The following is a 14,292-nucleotide window of genomic DNA, read 5'->3' on the forward strand; positions in this document are numbered from 1 at the left end:
CGACCTTTCTAACCGAGGGGCGCGAGCGCCCTGTGCGCGTTTATGGAGTCTCTACACTCCACAAACGCGCACAGGGGCTTTGGGCCTTAGCTTGCCTGCTTGGTGGAGCGACCGTTGTCGGCGTATTCGTAGAAGCCCGCGCCGGACTTCTTGCCGGTCAATCCGGCTTCGACCATACGCAGGAGCAGCGGCGGAGCGGAGTACAGCGGCTCCTTGAACTCTTCGTACATGGAGTCGGCGATGGACTTGACGGTGTCGAGTCCGACCAGGTCCGTCAGAGCCAGCGGACCCATGGGGTGCGCGAGGCCGAGAACCGTTGCCTTGTCGATGTCTTCCTTGGTCGCGAAGCCAGACTCGACCATGCGGATCGCCGAGAGCAGGTACGGCACCAGGAGTGCGTTGACGACGAAGCCGGAGCGGTCTGCACTGCGGACGACCTGCTTGCCGAGGATGTCGCTGGCAAAAGCCTCGGCGCGCTGCGAGACGGAGGCACTGGTCTTGAGCGTCGTCACCAATTCGACGAGCGGCAGGACCGGAACCGGGTTGAAGAAGTGCATACCGATGACTCGCTCGGGACGCTTGGTCGAGATGCCGAGCTTCATGATCGGGATCGACGACGTGTTGGACGCGAGAACCGCATCCGGATCCGTCACGACCGCGTCGAGCTCGGCGAAGATTTCGCTCTTGATCTTCTCGTCTTCGACGACGGCCTCCACGACGAGCTGGCGGTCCGCGAAATCTCCCAGATCGGAGGTGAAACGCAGACGCCATGCGGCCTGCTCACGCTCACGTTCTGTGATCTTTCCGCTGCTCACACCGCGGTCGAGCGAACGCAGGATGCGTGAACGCCCGGCTGCTGCAAGCTCGCGAGTCTGCTCGAAGACCAGAACATCGACATGTGCGCGGGCGCACACCTCGGCGATTCCGGCACCCATGATTCCGGCGCCGATAACGCCGACGCGCTGAATTTTTTCGCTGGTCACGTCAGCTCCTTGTTTGTCTCGTGGAGTTTGTCTGGTGAAGGTGTTGTAAAAGAAGCACTTCGAACTGCGTCGACGCTGGTGGCCGATGCAATCGGAACTGCCTTGAAGACGAGAGAAAGTAGTGCGGTGATACAAGCAGGGGAGAGACCCGAAGCCGAGCCTCTCCCCCACCCGAAGTCAGTTCTTAGTGGAACTGGCCCTCTTCGGTGGAGCCCTTGAGAGCTGCCGTCGAGGTGTTGGGGTCAACGGTGGTGGCGATGGTGTCGAAGTAGCCGGCGCCAACCTCACGCTGGTGCTTGATGGCGGTGAAGCCACGCTCTTCGGCAGCCTTGAACTCGCGCTCCTGCAGGTCGACGAATGCCGTCATGCCTTCGCGGGCGTAACCGTAGGCCAGGTCGAACATGCCGTAGTTGAGCGAGTGGAAGCCGGCCAGCGTGATGAACTGGAACTTGAAGCCCATCGCGCCGAGCTCCTTCTGGAACTTCGCGATGGTCGCGTCGTCCAGGTGCGCCTTCCAGTTGAAGGAAGGGGAGCAGTTGTAGGCCAGGAGCTGGTCCGGGAATTCGCTGCGAACGGACTCGGCGAACTTCTTTGCAACCTCGAGATCCGGCACGCCGGTCTCCATCCAGATGAGGTCTGCGTACGGTGCGTAAGCCTTGGCGCGAGCGATGCAGGGCTCGATGCCGTTCTTGACGCCGTAGAAGCCTTCAGCCGTGCGGGTTCCGTCGAGGAACGGGCGGTCACGCTCGTCCACGTCGGAGGTGATGAGGGTTGCAGCCTCAGCGTCGGTGCGGGCGATGATGACGGACGGAACGTCCGCAACGTCGGAAGCCAGGCGAGCCGAGGTCAGGGTGCGGATGTGCTGCTGCGTGGGGATGAGCACCTTGCCGCCGAGGTGGCCGCACTTCTTCTCCGAAGCGAGCTGATCCTCCCAGTGGACACCGGCAGCGCCGGCGCCGATCATGGCCTTCTGCAGCTCGTAAGCGTTGAGAGCGCCACCGAAGCCGGCTTCGGCGTCGGCAACGATCGGAGCGAGCCAGTTGCTGACGGAGGTGTCACCCTCGGTCTTGGCGATCTCGTCGGCGCGCAGCAGTGCGTTGTTGATGCGACGAACGACGGTCGGAACCGAGTTGGCCGGGTAGAGGCTCTGGTCCGGGTACGTGTGGCCCGAGAGGTTAGCGTCGCCGGCAACCTGCCAACCGGAGAGGTAGATGGCCTTCAAGCCGGCGCGAACCTGCTGCACAGCCATGTTGCCGGTAAGTGCACCGAGGGAGTTGATGTAGTCCTCGTTGTTCACGAGATCCCACAGGATCTCGGATCCGCGACGAGCGAGGGTCTGCTCCTCGACGACGGTGCCCTGGAGCTTGACGACCTGATCGGCCGTGTAGTTACGAGTAACGCCCTTCCAGCGAGGGTTGGTGTCCCAATCCTGCTGGAGCTCAGCTGCGGTCTTCGGGGTGCCGGTGGTCGACATCAAGACTCCATCTCTTTGATCTGCTGGTCCGGCCTGTTGTGAGCAGTACGTGCGTACTACTTCACATACTTGCCAGGCCCTTCTTGTGTACTTACCGAGAATGGCACATCGAAAAAGTGCCGTCTACCTGTTGCTAATGCCAATCTTCGCTACCTTTTCAACACACTTTGCTAAGTCTGTGAAGATTCCTACACGGCTGGTACTACCCAATCGGACAGGTTCCGTACTGGCGAGTAGCAAAGAAACCGCAGGCTGTGAACGAAATGCACTCAACTCCGCCACTTGCAAATTCCGGCAGTTCGCGCGGCACTCGGAACAGGCCCATCCGCTACTTCGGAGCCAACTTCACGACTCGCAAGTGACCGCAATCACTTCGTGGCAACAGGCTTCGCTCGGACAATTCCAGGGATCCACCCGTCGGAAAGCCACAGACAACCCATTCGCCGGCCATATGCTGTCGAACCATGACTTGTCGTTCGACGCCCCCGACCGGGCGATAAAGCGGTGCCGGACAACTATCAGCGGCCACCGAACAACCAGGCATGGTCGCAATCCGGTCCACAGCCGCCGCAGTTGGGCTACCGGGCCGCGCCGCAGTCGTATCCCCCGCCCCAGGGATTCCCGCCTGCACCGCCACGTGGAAATCCGCCGCCGCGTCGGCCCGGCTGGGTGATTCCGGTATCCGTAATCGGAGTCATCACTGTGTTGGCTCTCTTCGGCGGGCTTGCCTGGGTCCTCTGGCCGAAGGACGTCCCCAACTCGGCCGCCGGTGGCGCGGCCCAGACCACCATCACCGCCGCGAACACACCCGGCACCACGACAACCGCTCCCAGCACGACATCCCCGACGACCACACGCGCCGCGAACTTCCCGGCCGGTGCGTCCGCCTGCCCCGGCGGGCAGCCGGCCGGAAGTTACAAGGAGTCCGCGACAAGTGGGGGCAAAACTTCGTGCGAGTTTGCCGAGGCAGTTCGGATCGCCTACGGAAACTCCGGTGCCGCCGGTGCCTCCAGCACCGTGTCCGCACGTAGTCCGGTGACCGGCAAGGAGTACACGATGGCATGCAAGGTGACCTCCGGCATCGTCACCTGTACCGGCGGAGACAACGCGGTTGTGTACTTGCGCTGACGGGCGCAATTGCGGCATCGGCAACCCGGTGCGTGTCGTTCCAGTGTCGCACTTACGGATCCTCCGATAGCGTGACCGCATGCCTCTGTACGAGTTTCGCTGTACCGGCTGCGGCCCGCTCGAGCGGTCGTTCGCGATGGCCGAAGTGCCCCAGTCGATCAGCTGTCCCCAGTGCAGTCTCGAGTCGAAGCGTGTTGTCTCGTCTCCCCGTTTGAGTCACAGCTCGTCAACCGCGATGGGTCTACTGGACAGCACTGCCCGATCAGCTCACGAGCCTGCCGTGGTCAGTGGGTCACTACCCGGCCGTGGCCGACAATCTGCCCCGACGACGTCCAATCCGTTGCACCGCAAGCTACCTCGCCCCTGACCGTCCTCACCGCGCGTCCTGGCCGTGAGTCCCGATCCGACACGAAAGTCCTGCCGCCACGAGTTTTCCGTTTCTTCGAGAATGAGGAGTGCATATGCCTGAACTGCTGTTTCCACTCGATTCCGCCAAGAAATTCACCGACCAGGCGATCGTCGGCCACAATCGGTGGCACCCGGACATCCCGGCGGCGGTGACGGTGAAACCCGGTGATGCGTTTCGTGTCCATTGCCGCGAATGGTTCGACGGCGCAATACACAACGACGACTCAGCCGACGACATTCTCAATGCACCACTGACCACGGTCCACACGCTGTCCGGCCCCTTTTCCGTCGAAGGCGCAAAGCCCGGCGACCTCTTGATCGTCGACATCTTGGATATCGGGCCTATCCCCCAAGAAGATTCGGGTCCGTTGGCCGGCCAAGGCTGGGGGTACACGGGCATCTTCCCGCGAAACAACGGCGGCGGCTTCCTCACCGAACAGTTCCCCGACGCGTACAAGGCCGTCTGGGATTTCTCCGGCCAAACGGCGACGTCGCGTCACATTCCGCACGTCTCGTTCACGGGCATCGTCCACCCGGGGCTGATGGGTACTGCTCCGTCGGCGGCGTTGCTCGCCAAGTGGAATGCCCGCGAGGGCGCCCTCATTGCCACCGATCCCAATCGGGTTCCCCCGCTTGCACTTCCGCCCGAGCCCCGCGATGCAGTACTGGGAACCTTGACCGGTGACGAGTACACACGCGTGGCCGGCGAGGCGGCGCGCACCGCTCCCCCTCGCGAGAACGGTGGAAACCAGGACATCAAGAACCTCACCAAGGGCAGCCGAATCTTCTATCCGGTATTCGTGGACGGTGCGAATCTGTCGGTCGGCGATCTTCACTTCTCCCAGGGCGACGGTGAGATCACTTTCTGCGGTGCCATCGAGATGGGCGGCTTCATCGATCTTCGTGTGGACATCATCAAGGGCGGAATGGATACCTACGGCGTTTCCGAGAACGCCATCTTCATGCCGGGCAACACGGATCCGCAGTACTCCGAGTGGCTTGCGTTCTCGGGCACTTCCGTCACGTTGGACGGCGAACAGAAGTACCTGGACTCACATCTGTCCTACCAGCGTGCGTGCCTGCATGCGATCGAGTACCTGACCAAGTTCGGGTACGCGCCCGAGCAGGCGTACCTGCTGCTGGGTGCGGCACCGATCGAGGGCCGCCTGTCTGGCGTCGTGGATATCCCCAACTCCTGTTCGACGGTGTATCTCCCGACTGCGATCTTCGACTTCCCCCTCGCACCCTCGTCGAGCGGACCGTTCCAGATCGATCCCGGAATCGGCGCTCCGCGTTCGGAGAACAGGGTCTAGGCCTCCCGCCCCGTGAGTGGTTGAGGAGTGTGAGGACTCCTTAACCACTCACAGGGGGTGCCGGTGCGAATTCTGCAAACCCACCTTTGCGAAGCCGGACTGTCACTCGTATCCTGGGAAAATGTCGAAAACCTTTGTCGGTGTCCGGCTCCGCCAACTGCGGACCGAGCGCGGGTTGAGTCAGGCTTCGCTGGCCAAGACGCTGGAGATCTCGGCAAGCTATCTCAATCAGATCGAGCACGACGTCCGGCCACTCACCGTGCCGGTCCTCCTGCGAATCAGTGAAGTCTTCGGTGTCGACACCACCTTCTTCTCCCCACAGGACGACACGCGCCTGATCGCGGAAATGCGTGAAGTTGCCCTCGATCAGGAGATGGGCATCGACGCCGACGCCCACGAAATCGCGGAGATGGTCTCCACGCACCCGGGCCTGGCCAAGGCGATGGTCAACATGCATCGCCGCTTCCGCAACACGACGGCGCAGCTCGCCGCAGCGACGGAAGACCGTTTCTCGGACGGCAGCGGCAGCGGTTCGATCACCATGCCGCACGAGGAAGTGCGCGACTACTTCTATCAGCGGCAGAACTACATTCACGATCTCGACACCGCGGCCGAAGAACTCACTGCCCGGATGCGCTTTCATCGCGGCGACGTCGCCGGCGAGATCGCCAGACGCCTCGAAACCGTCCACGGCGTGCAGATCGTTCGACGAGTCGACCTGGGCGAGAACATACTTCATCGTTACGACCCGGATACCAGGGTCCTGGAAATCTCCGCACGGCTCTCCGGCGGGCAACAGGTCTTCAAGTTCGCGACAGAACTCGCGTACCTCGAGCACGGCGATCTGCTCGACTCGTTGGTGGCCGAAGGCAACTTCACCAGCGAAGCGTCGGTCTCCCTGGCGCGACTTGGATTGGCCAACTACTTCGCGGCGGCCACCGTGCTCCCATACAGCCAGTTCCACGACGTCGCCGAGGACTTCCGGTACGACATCGAGCGCATGTCCGCCTTCTATTCCGCGAGCTACGAGACGATCTGCCACCGCCTCTCGACCCTGCAGCGCCCCAAACTTCGCGGGGTTCCGTTCATGTTCGTCCGTGTCGACCGTGCCGGAAACATGTCGAAGCGTCAGTCCGCCACCGGATTCCACTTCTCCACCAGCGGCGGTACGTGCCCGCTGTGGAACGTCTACGAGACGTTCTCGTATCCGGGCAAGATCATGCCCCAGATCGCACAGATGCCCGACGGCCGCCGATACCTCTGGGTTGCTCGCACGGTCGAACGTCGAGCGGCTCGATACGGACAGCCCGCAAAGATCTTCGCCATCGGATTGGGATGCGAGATTCGACACGCCCACCGACTCGTCTACAGCGACGGTCTGGATCTGGACGAGTCGAATCCGGGAACGCCGATCGGCTCGGGCTGCCGTGTCTGCGAACGCCTCAACTGTCCGCAGCGTGCCTTCCCGCCGTTGGGTAAAGACCTCGACATCAGCGAGCACCGGAGTTCGATTTCGCCTTACGTGATTCGCTGACCGCGCTAACGCACGTAGTTGCGTAGGAACGCGACTGTGCGATCGAACGCGATCATCCCGTCCACGGTATCGAGGTCGAACTGATATTCGTGGTCCAGCGCAGGCTCGTGATCGTCGGGGTAGAACAGTGCGTCTACTTCGACGCCCAGATCGGCGAGCCGTTCTGCCATGGGTTTCGACTGGCTGGCGGTCAGTGGGTCGACATTTCCGCCGGTGATGAACGTCGCTGGAAAGTCCGAGGTCACATGGCCCAGTGTCGACATCTGACCCACTGCAGTCGACCCGTCGAAGTCCCTCGTTCCGAGATACCCCCACAGCGACTGCTTGTCGACGCCCCAACCGAAGTACTTCCCCTGCGACAGCAGGGGTTTCAGATCGAAGACCCCACAGTCGAGGACAACTCCGCGTATCTGCTCGGGACGTAATGCCGGCTCCACACCCATTTCCGACGCGTAGTCAGGGCTGGTCATGACCGTCGCCAACTGACTGGACAACTGCGCGCCTGCCGAATCTCCCGCAAGAAAGAGATTGTTCGAATCGACATGCAACCTGTCCGCATTGCTCACGATAAATCGATACGCGTCGTTCAGTTGATTCACTGCGGTGGGGTAATACGCATCTGGTCCCAGTGAGTAGTCCACCGAAATCACAGTGAAGCCTTGATTTGCCAACAGTTTGTAGTAGCCGTCGGCATCAGTTCTCGATCCTGATATCCAGCCACCGCCGTGCACCCAGACCACCGTGGGTAGCGCCGAAGTGGACTCCGACGGGTAGTACGCGTCCAGTTGTGCATCGTCGTCGCCGTCGCGGTACGACTGATCGAAAATCGAGACGATTCCTGACGGTGCATGCCTGTCGAGTTGTGCGTGAGTCGCTTCGGAGCCACCCGCTGACATCCACCGTACGAGGAGAACTCCTGGCCACGGACTGACGATTGCCGCGGTTACCCCGGACAGCAGAATGACGACGAATACCGCCGCGATTCCGACAATGCGCCTTCGCCGTCTGTCGGGGGAAGACGCGCGCACAACAACTCCTGGGGTCGGATCGGATTCACCCAGGCTAGACCAAAAGGACTAGTCGAGAATTCCCCGGCAACACACCCGCGGCGCTTTGTCTGAAATGACCATTTCTTCAGCGTCTCAGCATCATCCGACAACTAGCGGGTGTGTGCGTCGAGAAACTGAACCGTGCGATCGAGGGCAGTGAGACCGTCGGCATTGTCCAGATCGAACTGATACTCGTGACCGAGCGCCGGAACGTGATCGGCCGGATAGAACAGTGTGTCGACCGCAACTCCCAACCCCGTCAATTTGTCAGCCAACGGTTTCGACTGAGAATCTGTCAAAGGATCCGCGTTGCCGCCGCTGATGTAGGCAGGCGGAAATTGAGCGCTGACGTAGTTCAAGGTCGACATCTGATCCGCTGCCTCGGTACTCATGAAGTCACGCACGCCGGTATACGCCCAGAGGGACCGATCAACCCCCCAACCGATGATGCCGGGTCCGCCGACCATGTTCCCGACGTCGTAGATTCCACAGTTCAGGATTACTCCACGTAACTGATCCGGCCGCAGCGACGGGACCACGCCCACACGGTTCGCATACGCGGGATCAGTGATGAGAGTGGCGAGCTGACTCGAGAGTTGCGCTCCCGCAGAATCACCGGCGAGAACGACCGTCGTCGGATCAACATGCAGCCGTTCCGCATTCGCGACGACGTACGCGTGAGCGTCGTTGAGCTGCCGCACCGCTGTCGGATAGTGATGCTCAGGTCCGAGTGAGTAGTCCAGGGACACAACGGTGTAGCCACGAGAGGCCAGCAACTCGTAGTACGGCGCGTAGTTGGACTTGCTTCCCGAGATCCAGGCACCGCCATGAGTCCAGATCACCGTAGGCAATGCGGTCGTCGTCGCTGCGGGAAAGTAGACATCCAGGTATGCGTCGTCGTCATCGGCGCGGTACTGCTGGTCCTTGATCGAGTCGACGCCTTCGGGCGCGTGCTTCTCGAGCGCCTCGGTGACTTTCACGGCATCACGATCGAAGACCCATCGCACGGTGAGTGCGCCAGGTCTCGGGCTCAGAACGAAGGCCAGAACCACGGCTCCGACCAGAACGAACACAATTGCCAGAGCCCACAGCAAGCGCCTGCGCCACCGATGCGGTGAAGGGTTCGTCATCGGGTTTCCTTCACTCTCGGCAAAATGTCCGGATCAGCGTAACGCGACGCCGGTACTGTCAGGCGCGATCAGCCGAGTTCAGCGATCCGCCGCTGCGCGAGTGCCTTGACTTCGCCCTTGGCTACTTTGCCGCCTGCCGCCATCGGCAATTCGGCGACCGTCATCACGTACTCGGGTATGTACTCGCGGGTCACTCCTCGGCTCTGCAGCCAGGCGGTCAGGTCCTCCGAACTCAGATCGTCATCGGCGGACACGACGACCGCACAGACCTTCTCACCGAACAGCGGATCGTCGACTCCGACCACGGCGACCAGTTCCACCGAAGGATGCGCGCGCACGTACTCCTCGACCTCGACCGCGGAAATGTTCTTGCCGCCTCGAATGATGATGTCGGCTTTGCGCCCGACCACACGCACCCGCCCGGTCTCGTCGATCTCGACGATGTCGCCGAGAAGCATCCAACCGTCGTCGGTGTACAACTCGTCGTTTGCATCGACGTCGCCCCAATAACCCTGGCACATCAGCGGGCCGTTGACCGCAGGCTGACCGCGACGGACGGAGCCGGTCACTTCCTTTGCCGCATCGTCGAATACACGAACTTGCATGCGATCGATGACGTGGCCGCACGTCTTCAGTCGGGTATCGGAACCGTCCGAAACCGTCGTCACCGAGACGGCGCCGGTTTCGTTTGATCCGTAGAACTGCAGGACAGCCGCTCCGGTACGTTGTTCGAAGGCCAGTGCCTCCGAATACGGCACGGCTTCACCACCGGTGAACATGAAACGAAGTGACGAGAGATCGGCCGATTCCGCGGCCTCCGAACGCAACAGCATCTTGAATTGTGTACTCACACAATTCAAAGCAGTCACCCGTTCGCGCTCGATCAACTCGATCATCACCGAAACGTCGAAGCGTTCCATGACGACATTGCGAGCACCGAGTAGCGCCGGCAGGAAATGCGAAGTCCAGAGGCCGAATCCGAAAGGTGCCGGGACCGCGCCGAGGAACACCTCATCCGGACCGATCGCCGCCGCCTCGGCGGCAATCTCGGAGAAACCAACCCAACGATCCTCGGTTTGTGTGACCAGTTTGGGTAGGCCCGTTGTGCCGGACGTCGAGTTCAGCATCGAAACGGCTGACGTGACAAAACACGGACTGGTTGCGGGGAACTGCTTTAGCTCGACCGGCAACGAGGTGAGTTCGCCGTTTGCACTCACGCGTTCGAAACTCACGTCGGCGCGTTCGTCGGCGAAGACGACGTCCAGTCCGGGATGCTCTGCCCGCAGACTCGCCACGAGTTCGGCGGTATCGACGCCGCGCAGCGTGCGAGTGGTGACGAGTACGGAGGCTTCCGAGCGGGCGATCAGATGAGAGATCTCGCGAATGCCCGAGCGCGAACCGATTCCGACCGCGACGCGGCCGGTGCGAAATGCTGCGCAGAGAGCCGCATGGAATACAGCGGTGTCGGGGAGCAACACGGCTACATGTCCGTATCCCTCACCAGCTAGATCCAGCGCCGACGCGATCGCATCGGCAGCCGCGTCGTACTGTTTCCACGACACCCTCGATTCCGGAGTGACAAAGGCGGTTTCGTCCGGGATGGTCTCAGACCAATGCCTGACCATTTCGCTGATGCTGACGCCGGCGAACCGGTCCGGATTCGTGGCGAATTCACCGACGGTGAAGTCGAGTGTCTTCGTTTCAAGCATGATCGTCGATCATCTCCCGTCGGCGCTGAGGACGCCCATCGATTGTTTGTACGCGTTGTCCAGTGTCGCTGCGGAATCGCATTCGCGGACGAGTTCGCCGCGCTGCATGACATATCCGCGGTCGACAACCGATTTCAGTGCAGTGAGTGCCGGTTCCGTCACGATGACGGTCACACCCTCGGCGGCCAGACCCCCGACCAGCGCTCGCAGCTCCGCGACGATTTTCGGTGCCAGTCCTGTCATCATCTCGTCGAGGAGCAGCACCTTCGGGGTTTCAAGAAGTGCCCGCCCCAGAACCAACATTTGCTGCTCACCACCGCTGAGGACCCCGGCATAACTCTCGGAGCGTTCACGCAGGATCGGGAACCTCTCGAAAGCTGTTTCCACGGCTTCGGCTTTCAATCCCAGCAAGTCTGCGCCGACGCGTAGGTTCTCGCGAACGGACATTCGCATGAACAGTTGCCTGCCTTGGGGTACGTAGGCAAATCCGCTGCGGACACGATCCAGTGCCGATAATTTCTGGATCTCTCGACCATCGAATTTGATTGTCCCGGTGGCGGGAACCGAGCCGTAGATGGATCCCGCCAAGCTGGTCTTGCCTGCACCGTTCGGCCCGACGATCGCTGTCACTTCACCGGCGGGGGCGACAAGGGAGACTTCCCGGACGGCGACAGCGGATCCGTATCGAACTGTGACTCTGTCGAGTTCGAGCATGTCAGGCGCCTTCCTCGTATTCGGAACCGAAATAGACTTCTCGCATCGCGTCGCTGGCCAAGCACTCCTGCGGTGGTCCGTAGAACGCCACTGATCCGAAATTGAGCAGCACGATCTTGGTGGCGAGCGCCGCGATGAGATCGACGTTGTGATCGACCAGGACTACTCCTTTGCCCTGCGCGGCAATCGATCGCACGGCACCGGAGATGGCAGCGATGCCGTCGTGATCCGCGCCGGCAAACGGTTCGTCCAACAGGAGAACATCGGGTTCGGTCGCCATCGCCCGCGCCACCTCGACCAGACGCTGCGCCCCCAAACTGAGATCCCCGCAAGCACTCTCGACGTCGGCGACCGAGTATCGCGCAGCAATCTCCCGGGCCCGCTGTGCTGTCCGGTCCCAGTTCTCGAAAGGTCCTTTGATCGCCCACCACAGCGAGTGCAGAGGTGAGGTGATCTTGTGCCCGTACAGTCCCGGGATGATGTTGTCGACGGCATCGAGTTCCGCCGCGAGCTGCGGATGTTGAAACGTGCGCGAGAGCCCTTGCCGTGCACGGCGCTCCGACGGCCCGGTCAAGGGAGCACCGGCGAGCGCGACGGTTCCGGAGTCTGCTTGCTGTGTGCCGAAGATGCAGTCCACCAGTGTGGTCTTGCCTGCCCCGTTCGGGCCGACAAGGCCGATCACCTCTCCCTGTCCGACGCTGAACGAGACATCGTCGACAGCGCGGACGCCGCCGTAGGACTTGTGGAGCCCGCTCACTTCGAGTAGCCGAGTCATCGATTGCCACGCTCCTTGTACAGACGGTTCATTCGACCCAGAACGTTCTGACTCCACCCGATCACCCCACCAGGCGCGACGATGAGGATCACCAGGACGGCTCCGGCAAGCAGGAGTTCGCCACTTCCCTGGTACCCGGGCATGTTCAGCGTCACGATCACTACGATCAATGCACCGAGCGGAGCACCCCACGCCGAACCGCGACCGCCGATGATCGGCATGAAGATTGCAAGGAAAACAATACTGAGAGTGAAGGTTTCAGGAGTGACAGCTTGCACCGACACGGTGAAAAGCGATCCGCCGGTCGACGCGATCGCGGCACCGATCGCCAGCGCCACGACGGTCAGGTGCGCAGGATTGACGCCGGAAGACCGTGCGACATTACGATTGTCGCGGGCAGCTTGCAACATCAGCCCCCACACCGATTTCCGGAGTCGATCGACAGCGACCGCGATCAGACACACGAACAAGATCGCGAACACGACCAATGCGTAGCGCGGTGGCTCCCAGCCGAACATCGTCACAGTCTCGACACCCGAGATCCCGGCCGATCCGCCGGTGAAACTCGGTCCGTCGATCAACCAGTGCTCGAAAGCGATACCGAACAACAAGGTCACCGCGGCAAGGTAGAAGCCGGAGAGTTTCTGCGTTGCCAAGCTGAGAAGTACTGCAACCGCTGCAGCGGCGAGGGCGCCGAGAATCCATCCCCACCACATCGACAACCCGGTCCGAACCGAGATCAGCGCAACGGCATACGCGCCGATCGCCGCATATGCGCTGTACGCCATCGACAGTGATCCCGCGAGCACGAATGGCACGTACATGCCGAGTGCGATCAGCGAATACGTCGCAGCGAGGAACACCAGATCCTGCCGGTACAGACTCGGCCCCATCCACAGCAGCACGGCAGCAACCACGACCACGGTGATCAGTGCTTCTCGTGACACGGCGAGCATCCTCGTCCGGGGACCGCCGGATGTAGCGGGCGGATTTGACGTCAGCGGACTGGTAGAAAGCGAGGCCATCAGACGCGAACCTTCCTCGAGAGCAAGCCTTCCGGACGGAAAGCGAAGAACACCAGGGCAATCAACAGAATCGCGGTTTGAGCAGCACTCGCACCGAAGTAGTACGGGGCGAATACCTGGACGACGCCCAACACCATTCCGCCGATCAGCGGAGCCCAACTCCGGCCGGTACCACCGATGACGAGTGCGATGAATGCCGTCAGCGTCCATGACAGACCGCTCGTGAACTGAACACCGGCCTTGGGAGCGAACAGAAGTCCGGCGACGGCGGCAATCACACCCGCGAGGGTGAACGCGATGAGGCGTACCCGATCCACCGGCAAGCCCAGGACGCGGGCGGCATCCGGACTGTCGCCGACGGCGCGAAGCAGACGGCCCGAGGTGGACCGGTTCAGCCACAGTCCGATACCGACGAAGATCCCGGCAGTTCCGACGACGAGTACAACGGTCGAACTGTCGACGGTGGCACCGAGCACCGATATCGGATCGAAGTCGAAGATCTTCTGCCCGGGAAGTGGTGTGCGGCCGAAGACAGTGCCGGCGAGCTGCTGGATCCCGAACAGTACTGCGGTCACAGCCACCAACGCCGGTAGTTCCCCACGACCCGATCGCTTCTGAACCTGTTTGACCACAAGCTTTTCCGTCAGGATCGACAGCGCCACCGCTACCGCGATCCCTAGCGGCATGGCAATCCAGAGAGCGAGCCCGTAATTGATCGCGACCCAACTCGACGCCATGGCCGCAGCCATCGCATACGGACCCATCGCAAAATTGAAGAAATCGGCGCCGACCACCACGAGATACATTCCGAGGGCTATAAGTGAAAAGAATGCACCGATCTCGATGGCAGCGAGCCACAGTTGTGCGTCTGTCATGTCAAGGCTCCTCGGTTATCCACACGGGGGTTGGTAGGAATCCCACGGATGGGCCGGCTTGTTGTCCTCACCGAATTCGACGAGCACCAGTCCGCAGAGGCTGTCCGGAGCCAGGTGATCCTGCGAGGAGAACGACAGTGTCAATCCGTCCTGGCCGAAGCTGGCGGGAAGTGCC

The 14,292-nt window shown here is 61.6% G+C and carries 13 protein-coding genes; 4 read left to right on the forward strand and 9 right to left on the reverse strand.

Going from position 1 to position 14,292, the window contains the following annotated elements; all coding sequences use genetic code 11:
- Positions 1-86 precede the first annotated feature (86 nt).
- Together ABX74_RS23425 and aceA are read right to left on the reverse strand one after the other, a co-directional pair.
- Positions 87-983 carry a 3-hydroxybutyryl-CoA dehydrogenase gene (locus tag ABX74_RS23425; protein WP_003941541.1) on the reverse strand — a complete coding sequence of 299 codons (897 nt, stop codon included), beginning with the start codon at positions 981-983 and terminating at the stop codon, positions 87-89.
- Positions 984-1,167: 184 nt separating this feature from the next.
- Positions 1,168-2,457, reverse strand: coding sequence for an isocitrate lyase (gene aceA, locus ABX74_RS23430; RefSeq protein WP_003941533.1), 1,290 nt, complete (start codon positions 2,455-2,457; stop codon positions 1,168-1,170).
- 504 nt (positions 2,458-2,961) lie between these two features.
- Here aceA and ABX74_RS23435 point away from each other — a divergent pair.
- From ABX74_RS23435 to ramB, 4 genes are all read left to right on the forward strand, one after another.
- Entirely contained in the window at positions 2,962-3,585 is a 624-nt protein-coding gene (locus tag ABX74_RS23435; RefSeq protein ID WP_223257988.1) for a serine/threonine protein kinase, read from the forward strand.
- 79 nt (positions 3,586-3,664) lie between these two features.
- Positions 3,665-3,952 carry an FmdB family zinc ribbon protein gene (locus tag ABX74_RS30045; RefSeq protein ID WP_019744434.1) on the forward strand — a complete coding sequence of 96 codons (288 nt, stop codon included), beginning with the start codon at positions 3,665-3,667 and terminating at the stop codon, positions 3,950-3,952.
- Between the two features lie 94 nt (positions 3,953-4,046).
- Positions 4,047-5,306, forward strand: a complete 1,260-nt coding sequence (gene fmdA, locus ABX74_RS23445; RefSeq protein ID WP_019744435.1) for a formamidase — start codon at positions 4,047-4,049, stop codon at positions 5,304-5,306.
- Between the two features lie 121 nt (positions 5,307-5,427).
- A complete protein-coding gene (gene ramB, locus ABX74_RS23450; RefSeq protein WP_019744436.1) occupies positions 5,428-6,840 on the forward strand; it encodes an acetate metabolism transcriptional regulator RamB in 1,413 nt (470 codons plus the stop codon).
- 5 nt (positions 6,841-6,845) lie between these two features.
- Here ramB and ABX74_RS23455 read toward each other — a convergent pair whose 3' ends face one another.
- The 7 genes from ABX74_RS23455 to ABX74_RS23485 form a co-directional block, all read right to left on the reverse strand.
- Complete coding sequence (locus ABX74_RS23455) at positions 6,846-7,868, reverse strand: alpha/beta hydrolase (RefSeq protein WP_047889782.1); 1,023 nt, start codon at positions 7,866-7,868, stop codon at positions 6,846-6,848.
- Positions 7,869-7,999: 131 nt separating this feature from the next.
- A complete protein-coding gene (locus tag ABX74_RS23460; protein WP_047889783.1) occupies positions 8,000-9,019 on the reverse strand; it encodes an alpha/beta hydrolase in 1,020 nt (339 codons plus the stop codon).
- 68 nt (positions 9,020-9,087) lie between these two features.
- Positions 9,088-10,728, reverse strand: coding sequence for a class I adenylate-forming enzyme family protein (locus ABX74_RS23465; RefSeq protein ID WP_021333899.1), 1,641 nt, complete (start codon positions 10,726-10,728; stop codon positions 9,088-9,090).
- Positions 10,729-10,737: 9 nt separating this feature from the next.
- Positions 10,738-11,442: an ABC transporter ATP-binding protein gene (locus tag ABX74_RS23470; protein ID WP_020906733.1), complete on the reverse strand. Its 705-nt coding sequence runs from the start codon at positions 11,440-11,442 to the stop codon at positions 10,738-10,740.
- A gap of 1 nt (position 11,443) precedes the next feature.
- Positions 11,444-12,217: an ABC transporter ATP-binding protein gene (locus ABX74_RS23475; protein ID WP_020968895.1), complete on the reverse strand. Its 774-nt coding sequence runs from the start codon at positions 12,215-12,217 to the stop codon at positions 11,444-11,446.
- Complete coding sequence (locus ABX74_RS23480; protein ID WP_223257992.1) at positions 12,214-13,173, reverse strand: branched-chain amino acid ABC transporter permease; 960 nt, start codon at positions 13,171-13,173, stop codon at positions 12,214-12,216. Before ABX74_RS23480 ends, ABX74_RS23475 begins: the two co-directional genes overlap by 4 nt.
- A gap of 68 nt (positions 13,174-13,241) precedes the next feature.
- Positions 13,242-14,117, reverse strand: coding sequence for a branched-chain amino acid ABC transporter permease (locus ABX74_RS23485; protein ID WP_046378187.1), 876 nt, complete (start codon positions 14,115-14,117; stop codon positions 13,242-13,244).
- Between the last annotated feature and the right edge of the window lie 175 nt (positions 14,118-14,292).

Source organism: Rhodococcus sp. ARP2, assembly GCF_001029585.1.
Taxonomy (GTDB): Bacteria; Actinomycetota; Actinomycetes; order Mycobacteriales; family Mycobacteriaceae; genus Rhodococcus_F; species Rhodococcus_F erythropolis.

What these genes read in the sequence shown, in the direction of transcription:
- fmdA (WP_019744435.1), top strand. Translation starts at nt 4,047, where the DNA reads ATGCCTGAACTGCTGTTTCCACTCGATTCCGCCAAGAAATTCACCGAC.
- ABX74_RS23480 (WP_223257992.1), bottom strand. Translation starts at nt 13,173, where the DNA reads ATGCTCGCCGTGTCACGAGAAGCACTGATCACCGTGGTCGTGGTTGCT.
- ABX74_RS23460 (WP_047889783.1), bottom strand. Translation starts at nt 9,019, where the DNA reads ATGACGAACCCTTCACCGCATCGGTGGCGCAGGCGCTTGCTGTGGGCT.
- ramB (WP_019744436.1), top strand. Translation starts at nt 5,428, where the DNA reads ATGTCGAAAACCTTTGTCGGTGTCCGGCTCCGCCAACTGCGGACCGAG.
- aceA (WP_003941533.1), bottom strand. Translation starts at nt 2,457, where the DNA reads ATGTCGACCACCGGCACCCCGAAGACCGCAGCTGAGCTCCAGCAGGAT.
- ABX74_RS23465 (WP_021333899.1), bottom strand. Translation starts at nt 10,728, where the DNA reads ATGCTTGAAACGAAGACACTCGACTTCACCGTCGGTGAATTCGCCACG.
- ABX74_RS30045 (WP_019744434.1), top strand. Translation starts at nt 3,665, where the DNA reads ATGCCTCTGTACGAGTTTCGCTGTACCGGCTGCGGCCCGCTCGAGCGG.
- ABX74_RS23475 (WP_020968895.1), bottom strand. Translation starts at nt 12,217, where the DNA reads ATGACTCGGCTACTCGAAGTGAGCGGGCTCCACAAGTCCTACGGCGGC.
- ABX74_RS23470 (WP_020906733.1), bottom strand. Translation starts at nt 11,442, where the DNA reads ATGCTCGAACTCGACAGAGTCACAGTTCGATACGGATCCGCTGTCGCC.
- ABX74_RS23485 (WP_046378187.1), bottom strand. Translation starts at nt 14,117, where the DNA reads ATGACAGACGCACAACTGTGGCTCGCTGCCATCGAGATCGGTGCATTC.